This is a genomic window from Endozoicomonas ascidiicola, from assembly GCF_001646945.1.
Lineage (GTDB): Bacteria > Pseudomonadota > Gammaproteobacteria > Pseudomonadales > Endozoicomonadaceae > Endozoicomonas > Endozoicomonas ascidiicola.
Genome location: NZ_LUTV01000005.1, coordinates 738,075 through 738,752, shown reverse-complemented (window position 1 = coordinate 738,752; position 678 = coordinate 738,075). Strand labels below are relative to the sequence as shown.

1 protein-coding gene is annotated in these 678 nt (G+C 42.3%); it reads right to left on the bottom strand.

Annotated elements, in window-relative coordinates; translation table 11 throughout:
• Window positions 1-68: 68 nt before the first annotated feature.
• Window positions 69-678: DDE-type integrase/transposase/recombinase (locus tag AKL11_RS17140; RefSeq protein ID WP_157673634.1), on the bottom strand; the 610-nt coding region annotated here is incomplete at its 5' end.

Here is a 678-nt window from a genome sequence, read left to right as displayed (position 1 = left end):
CAAAAAATGATCTGTAATTATACGTCTTGAATCGTTTTTCGTTTCATGCTTTGGATCAATTTATCTGCTCATTTAGAACCGTATGTTTCAAATGAGTTTTGGTTTATATGAGCATAGCCCAACATTTTTCTGATGATGGCTCCGTTTTTTGATTCAACAAGTGCATTGTCGTTTGTTTTTCGTGATCTGGATTTTGTGAATTTTATGTAGAGGCTATCCAATAAACTTGCCACCGGATAGTTGATGTACTCAGAGCCGTTATCGGAGTKAAAACCCTGTATTTTAAAGGGAAAAGTCGCCAAAAGCTCTTCGAGYACCGGTATTAGAAAGTGCTCGTTGATCCGCTCAACGGTGCAGATCACTTGAAACTGAGTAACTTCATCCACCGCATTAATATGGTAAAGCCCTTTGACCTTATCCTTATCCCCCTGATGTACTGTATCAATTCTGATATAACCGGGTTGACCATTGGGTCGCGGTTTGCGTCGAGTACCAATAGCACGATTTACAGGTCGGGTGACGTTTTTATGCAGGCGAACTGTCTGATAAGTCTTTGACTGCCGCAGGTTGTAGAGGTGCGAAACAGAGATGCCAGCCAGTCGCTTATAGCGACCATCTCCACGTTGATATGCTCGCTCACAGATCTTCTTTATTGCAGGCCCATTCAGGCCATTATGA